The 6,995-nt window shown below is 73.6% G+C and carries 5 protein-coding genes; 2 read left to right on the top strand and 3 right to left on the bottom strand.

Translation table 11 applies throughout. The features are described 5' to 3' along the window. On the top strand, nt 1-1,720 hold a 1,720-nt coding region (locus OO47_RS32720), incomplete at its 5' end, for an ATP-binding protein (protein WP_033211142.1). Between the two features lie 18 nt (nt 1,721-1,738). On the opposite strand, the gene OO47_RS32715 is transcribed toward OO47_RS32720, so the two are convergent. The 3 genes from OO47_RS32715 to panB all read right to left on the bottom strand — a co-directional run bounded on the left by OO47_RS32715 (nt 1,739) and on the right by panB (nt 4,630). Next, nucleotides 1,739-2,608 (bottom strand): ABC transporter permease, encoded by an 870-nt coding sequence (locus OO47_RS32715; RefSeq protein WP_030222080.1) that lies wholly within the window; start codon nt 2,606-2,608, stop codon nt 1,739-1,741. Further along, nucleotides 2,605-3,597: an ATP-binding cassette domain-containing protein gene (locus OO47_RS32710; protein ID WP_030222084.1), complete on the bottom strand. Its 993-nt coding sequence runs from the start codon at nt 3,595-3,597 to the stop codon at nt 2,605-2,607. Before OO47_RS32710 ends, OO47_RS32715 begins: the two co-directional genes overlap by 4 nt. 160 nt (nt 3,598-3,757) lie before the next feature. Then, nucleotides 3,758-4,630, bottom strand: a complete 873-nt coding sequence (panB, locus tag OO47_RS32705) for a 3-methyl-2-oxobutanoate hydroxymethyltransferase (protein WP_030222087.1) — start codon at nt 4,628-4,630, stop codon at nt 3,758-3,760. 297 nt (nt 4,631-4,927) lie between these two features. On the opposite strand from panB, the gene OO47_RS32700 reads away from it, so the two are divergent. Then, a complete protein-coding gene (locus OO47_RS32700) occupies nt 4,928-6,631 on the top strand; it encodes an MFS transporter (RefSeq protein ID WP_030222092.1) in 1,704 nt (567 codons plus the stop codon). Nucleotides 6,632-6,995: the final 364 nt, after the last annotated feature.

Below are 6,995 nucleotides of genomic sequence, written 5' to 3'. Positions count from 1 at the left end.
GCTTTCGGTGTTCACGGGCGGGTGTGATCTGGGGGCGGCGGAGGCGGTGTGCGGGGGCGGTGGGGCCGGGGACGTGCTGGGCGTGCTGGGTGCGTTGGTGGACAAGTCGCTGGTGGTGGCCGCTCCGGGTGGGGTGGGGATGCGTTACCGGTTGCTGGAGACGGTGGCGGAGTACGCGCGGGAGCGGCTGGTGGAGGCGGGGGGGCGGGCGGAGGGGGAGCGGCGGCATCTGGTGTACTACCGGGAGCTGGCCCGGCGGACCGATCCGGAGCTGCGGGGGCCGGGGCAGGTCGCCGCCATCGCCCGCTTCGGGACCGAGTACGGCAACCTCCGCACCGCCCTGCGCCGGGCCGTCGACGCCCGCGACGAGGACGAGGCCCTCGTCCTCGTCCACTGCCTGCTCTGGTACTGGCAACTGCGGGACCTGCGCACCGACGCCCTGTACTGGGCCGAGGCCGCCGCCGCCCTCGGACCCGACCCGTTCGCGCCGCCCGCCGCCCCCGTCGTACCCCTGTACGAGCCGTGCACGGCCGCGCCGCCGCCGCTCTCCGAGGAGCAGCGCTGGGAGGCCCGGCGCGGGGTCCGGCTCGTCGAACTGATCAACATGAGCCACGACACCGGCCGCTGGACCACCCCCGAGGGCGTGCGGCGGCTGCGCGAGATGACCGCCGACTACGCGCCCGGCCTGCCCCAGTCCTGCCGGCTGCCCGGCGCCTTCGCCGTCTTCGCGGTCCTCCTCATCGGGGAGGCCGGCCGGCTCGGCGAGCGGCTCGACACCACCGTGGACGCCTGCCGCCGCCACGGCTACGAGTGGGACCTCGCCAACATCCTCCAGCTGCGCGCCAACATGCTCGCCAACCGGGGCGACCGGGCCGCCGAGGCGATCGCCGACGCCGACGAGAGCCTGGAGATCTTCGAGCGGTTCGGCGACGCCTGGGGCGCGGCCGAGGCGCTCTCCTCCCGCGCGGAGGCCGAGGAACGGCTCCTCGACTTCGAGGCCGCCGCCGCGGACTTCACCGCCGCCATCGCCCACGCCGAACGGATCGGCGCCCAGGCGCAGGTGCTGCTCCTGCGGGCCCGGTACGCCGGCACGCTCGTCGAGTCCGGACGGCCCGCCGAGGGCGAGGCGATCCTGCGCGGGATCCTGGCCGACGACCACGGCCTGGGCCACGAACCCCGCGTCGGCGCCCGCATGTTCCTCGGGGTGGCGCTCGGCCGCGCGGGTCGGACCGACGAGGCCCGCGAACACCTCCACGCGCTCCTCGGGGAGTTCGACTCGGACACCCTCGCCCTCTTCAGGGGCTTCACCCTCGGCGTCCTCGGCTGGCTGGACGTCCTGGACGGGCGGTACGGCTCCGGGCTCGCCCTCGCCACGGAGGCGTACGAGAGCTCCCTCGGACCGCTGTCCATGATGATCGGCCCGCAAATGCCGGCGATGCACCTGATCATCGCCGCCTGGGCCCTGGCCGGGCTCGGCGGACCGGAGGCGCGGACCGGTGCGGTGCTGCTCGGGGCCAGGGACGGGCTGCTCCCGGCGGGGCACCTGCCGCCGCCGACCGAGCGGGAACAGCTGGAGCAGGCCACCGCGCTCGCCCGGTCCGCGCTCGGCGACGCCGAGTTCGAGGCCGCGCGCGCCGAGGGCGACGGCCTCTCCCTGGAAGAGGCCGCCGCCCTGCTCGGTCGCGCCGCCGACGCGATCAGAGAGCGCGCCGAGTCCTGACCCCCCGGGCCCCGCGACTCAGGTCTTCTTGCGGAACTTGGCGACCGCGATCGGCGCCGTGACGGCCGTGATCAGCACCGACCAGCCGAGGGTCATCCACACCGAGTGGGCGACCGGACCGCCGTTGACGAGGTTCCGCGCGGCGTCGGCGAGGTTGGAGAGCGGGTTGTAGTCGGTGAAGGTCTCCAGCCAGCCCGGCATCGAGGTCGGCGGGGCGAAGATCGAGGAGCCGAACTGGAGCGGCATCAGGACCAGCATCGCGACCCCCTGGACCGCCTGCGTCGTCTTCATGGTGAGGCCCAGCAGGATGAAGATCCACATCAGCGAGGCGCCGAAGACCATCGACAGGCCGATCGCGGCGAAGAGGTCGAGGACCGAGGTCTTGATCTCCATGCCGAGCAGGAAGCCCATGCCGAGCAGGATCGCGGTGGCGATCAGCATGCGGCCGACCTCGACGACGATCTTGGCGATCAGGACGGAGGACCGGGCGATCGGCATCGTCCGGAACCGGTCCATGACCCCCTTCTTGAAGTCCTCGTTCACACCGGACCCGACGGCCATGGCGATGTTCATGCCCATCATCGCCATCAGACCGGGCGTCACGTAGTTCACGTACGCGTCGTTGTTGCCCTTGCCGGCGATCGCGCCGCCGAAGACGTACACGAACAGCAGGATGAAGATGATCGGCATCAGGACGGCGTCGAACATCGACTCCGGGTCCTGCTTGATCTGGAGGGCGTTGCGCCGGGCCAGGGCGCCGATGTGGCGCAGGTTGGCCCGCAGCCCGATCCGGCCCTCGCCGGGCAGCGCCCGCGCCGGGCCCGTGCCCGGGGCGGGGGCGCCGGCGGGAGCCTTGGAGAGCGGTGTGGTCGTGGTGGCGGTGCTCATGCGGCGACCTCCTCGGGAAGCGCGTCGGACACGGTCGTCTTCTGGCCGGTGATCGCCAGGAACACCTCGTCCAGGCTGGGCAGATGGGTGCCGATGTGGGCGATGCCGAAGCCGCGCGCGCCGAGCAGGCCCACGACGGCGGTCAGCTGCTCGTCGGCGAGGATCGGCACGTACAGCGCGCCCTCGTCGGGGACGACGGTCGCGCCGGCGACGCCGTCGAGACCGGTCTCGCGCAGCGCGGCGGCCATGGCGGTCAGGTCGGCCGGGTCCACCGGGCGCACCTTCAGGGTGCGGCCGCCGACCCGGGCCTTGAGGTCGTCCACCTTGCCGTTGGCGATGACCTTGCCGCGGTCGACCACGGTCAGCTCGCTCGCGAGCTGCTCCGCCTCCTCCATGTACTGGGTGGTGAGCAGGACCGTGGCGCCCTCGGAGACCATCCGCTTGACCTCGTCCCACACCTCGTTGCGGGTGCGGGGGTCGAGGCCGGTCGTCGGCTCGTCCAGGTAGAGGACGGCCGGGTTCCCGATCATCGAGGCGGCCAGGTCGAGCCGCCGGCGCATGCCGCCCGAGTAGTTCATCGCGGGCCGCTTGGCGGCCTCGGTGAGCGAGAAGCGCTCCAGGAGCTCGTCGGCGCGGGCCCGGGCGTCCTTGCGGGAGAGGTCGAGCAGCCGCCCGATCATGTACAGGTTCTCCCAGCCGGACAGTTTCTCGTCCACCGAGGCGTACTGGCCGGTGAGGCCGATGGTGCGGCGCAGCTGCCGGGGCTGGCGCACCACGTCGTAACCGGCGACGGTGGCGGTCCCGGCGTCCGGGACGATCAGGGTGGACAGGCAGCGGACGAGGGTGGTCTTCCCGGCGCCGTTGGGCCCGAGGACCCCGAGGACCGTGCCCTCCCGGACGTCCAGGTCGACCCCGTCGAGGGCCTTCGTCTCGCCGAAGTGCTTCACGAGGCCCCGTACCTCGACGGCGTTGGTGTGTGATCGCGTCATGGCCCCTACTAGACCAGCCGCCACCGACAACGCCCCGACAGACGGCCGACAGCCCGCCGATGGGGGATGTCGGCGGGCTGTCGGAGGTGCCGCAGTGGCTTCTCGGGGCCCTTCGCGAAGGGCCTTCGGGACCCGGTCCTCGGGACCCGGTCCTCGGGACCTAGTGGAAGGTGTGCTCCTCGGCGGGGAACGCCCCGCCGGAGACGTCCTCGGCGAAGGCGCGCGCGGCGTCGCCCAGCGTCTCGCGGAGGTTGGCGTACTGCTTGGTGAAGCGCGGCACCTTGCCGCCGGTCAGACCGGCCATGTCGGTCCAGACGAGGACCTGCGCGTCGGTCCCGGCGCCCGCGCCGATGCCGATGGTCGGGATGTGCAGCGAGCGGGTGACCTCGGCGGCCAGCTCGGCCGGCACGAGCTCCAGGACGACCGCGAACGCGCCCGCGTCCTGCGCGGCCTTGGCGTCGCGGAGCAGCCGGTGGGCGGCCTCGTCGGAGCGGCCCTGCACCCGGTAGCCCATGGTGTTGACGGACTGCGGGGTCAGGCCCAGGTGGGACATGACGGGGATGCCGGCCTGGACGAGCAGCTCGGTCTGCGGCAGCGAGCGCTCGCCGCCCTCCAGCTTGATCGCCCCGACGCCGGCGTCCTTGACGAGCCGGGTGGCGTTGCGCAGGGCCTGGACGGGCCCCTCCTGGTACGAGCCGAAGGGGAGGTCCCCGACGACGAGGGCCCGCCTGGTCCCGCGCACGACGGCGGCGGAGAGGAAGGTCATCTCGTCCATCGTGACGGGCACGGTGGTGTCGTAGCCGAGGTGGCAGTTGCCCATGGAGTCGCCGACGAGGATGACCGGGATGCCGGCCTCGTCGAAGACGGAGGCGGTCATCGCGTCGTAGGCGGTGAGCATGGGCCACTTCTCGCCGCGGGTCTTGGCGGCGGCGATGTCGTGGACGGTGATGCGGCGGGTGCCCTTGCCCCCGTAGAGCGACTTGTTGCCGTCGCCCGCGGCGGCGGGCGGCTTCTGGGCAGCCTGAAGCGTCATGGTGAACGGCTCCTTGTTGTCATCTCGAGGCGCCCTCACGGCGTCCCCGGACCACGTCCATGGTGGCACTTCGGCGGGCGGACGGGAAAGTGGGCCGGAGTGGCGCTGTTCACACCACCGCAATGTGTGAAGCGCCGCGAAGACGGCAACGGCGTGGCGTACGGCCGGGGCGGCCAGGGGGCCGGGGGGCGACTCCGGCCGGAAGCGGCCCGGCGGGAACGTGCGGGAACGTAAAGACTCGACCAGCTTTTTCGATACGAGACGGTCTCGTATCGAAATGGTTCTAGGCTGGTCGGCATGTCACGACCGTCCACCGCACCCTCCGCCCCCGCGGCACCCGCCGGGCCCCGCGTCCCCGAGGCCGTCCACCGGCGCCGCTGGGCGATCCTCGGCGTCCTGATGCTCAGCCTGCTGATCGTCGTCCTCGACAACTCGATCCTGAACGTGGCCGTCAGGACGATCGCCGCCCCCGCCCCCACCGGCGTCGGCGCCACCCAGAGCGAGCTGGAGTGGGCCATCAACTCCTACACGCTCGTCTTCGCCGGCCTCCTCTTCACCTCCGGCCTGCTCGGCGACCGCCTCGGCCGCAAGAAGGTGCTGCTCTTCGGCATCACCGTCTTCGGCATCGGCTCCGCCCTCGCCGCCTTCTCCGGCACCCCGGGCGAGCTGATCGCCTTCCGGGCCGTCATGGGCCTCGGCGCCGCCTTCGTGATGCCCGCGACCCTCGCCGTCCTCATGAACGTCTTCGAGCGCGACGAGCAGCCCAAGGCCATCGGCATCTGGGCCGGCAGCGTCGGCCTCGCCATCGCGATCGGCCCCATCACCGGCGGCCTCCTGCTCGAACACTTCTGGTGGGGATCGATCTTCCTCGTCAACGTGCCCGTCGTGCTCCTCGCCCTGGCCCTGATGGCCTGGCTCGTGCCCGACTCCCGGGACCCGAAGCCCGGCCGCGTCGACGTGCCCGGCGTCCTCCTCTCCGTCGCCGGCCTCGTCCTCCTCGTGTACGGGATCATCCGCGGCGGCGAGCTGGCCGACTTCACCGACGCCACCGTCCTCGCCCCGGCCCTCGGCGGCCTCGCGGTCCTCGTCGGCTTCGTCCTGCACGAGCGGCGCAGCGACCACCCGGCCATCGACATGTCGTACTTCGGGAAGCCCGCGTTCTCGGCCGCCGTCGCCGCCATCGCGCTCGTCTTCTTCGCCCTCATGGGCGTGACCTTCTTCTCGGCCTTCTACCTCCAGAGCGTCCGGGGCCACAGCGCCCTGGAGTCCGGCCTGCTCCTGCTGCCGCTGGCCGTCGCGCAGATGGCGTTCGCGCCCCGGGCCCGGATCGTGGTCGAGCGCTTCGGCGCCCGGACCGTGTGCGCCGCCGGCATGCTGCTCGTCGCCCTCGGCCTCGCCGCCTTCGCGCTCTTCGACGCCTCGACCCCGGTCTGGGTCCTCGAAGTCGTCTTCTTCCTCCAGGGCGCGGGCATGGCGCACATCATGCCGCCGGTCACGGTCGCGATCATGCAGGCGCTGCCCCGCGAGAAGGCGGGCTCCGGCTCGGCGATCAACAACACCTTCCGGCAGGTCGGCGGCGCGCTCGGCGTCGCCGTCCTCGGCTCGGTCCTCTCCTCCGTCTACCGGGGCGAGATCGAGGGGCACCTGGGCGGGGTGCCCGCGGCGCTGCGGTCCCTGGCGGGCGAGTCCGTCGAGGGCACGCTCGCGGTCGCCGAGAAGCTCGGCCCGGCGGGACGGGACCTGGTGGCCCCCGCCCACCAGGCCTTCCTGGACGCCATGCACGTCACGGCGATCGCCTCGGCCGCGATCGCCCTGGTCGGCGCGGCGGTCGTCGCCGCCTTCCTGCCGGGGCGCGCCCCGGCGGACCCGGTCGCGCAGGACCCGGAAGCGGGCGCGCCGGCCCGTGGCGCCACCGTGCCCGCCGCCCGCCCGGAGGGCGACACCCCCCGGGCCTCGGTACCGGCGTCCGGCGCCGGGACGGGAGAATCGGCCCGAAGGTAGCCCGCAGCCCCCGACGAGAGGCGGAACGCACGTGTCGCTCCAGAACGGCGAGACCCCGGCCCCCCGCGCCGCCGGGGGCACCCCCGGCGGGGGCCCGGACGCCGGACCGGCGACGCCCCCGGGCTCCGGGGCGACGGCACCTCGTGGCCCCGGACCGGCGACGCCCCCGGACCCCGGACCGGCGACGCCCCCAAGCCCCGGACCGGCGACGCCCCCAAGCCCCGGACCGGCGACGTCCCCAAGCCTCGGACCGGCGACGTCCCCAAGCCTCGGACCGGCGACGTCCCCAAGCCCCGGACCCGCGACGTCCCCACCCCCCGGCGCCCCCGCCGGAGGCGCCTCCGCCCCCGCCCCCCGCCGGGGC

This window comes from Streptomyces bikiniensis (assembly GCF_000716625.1).
GTDB classification, from domain to species: Bacteria; Actinomycetota; Actinomycetes; order Streptomycetales; family Streptomycetaceae; genus Streptomyces; species Streptomyces bikiniensis.
Note: the sequence above shows the minus strand (reverse complement) of the source record. Positions and strands in the feature narration are given on the sequence as shown.

Bases quoted from the DNA above. Each gene is read 5' to 3' on its own strand.
- OO47_RS32715 (WP_030222080.1), bottom strand. From the start codon at position 2,608: ATGAGCACCGCCACCACGACCACACCGCTCTCCAAGGCTCCCGCCGGC.
- panB (WP_030222087.1), bottom strand. From the start codon at position 4,630: ATGACGCTTCAGGCTGCCCAGAAGCCGCCCGCCGCCGCGGGCGACGGC.
- OO47_RS32710 (WP_030222084.1), bottom strand. From the start codon at position 3,597: ATGACGCGATCACACACCAACGCCGTCGAGGTACGGGGCCTCGTGAAG.
- OO47_RS32700 (WP_030222092.1), top strand. From the start codon at position 4,928: ATGTCACGACCGTCCACCGCACCCTCCGCCCCCGCGGCACCCGCCGGG.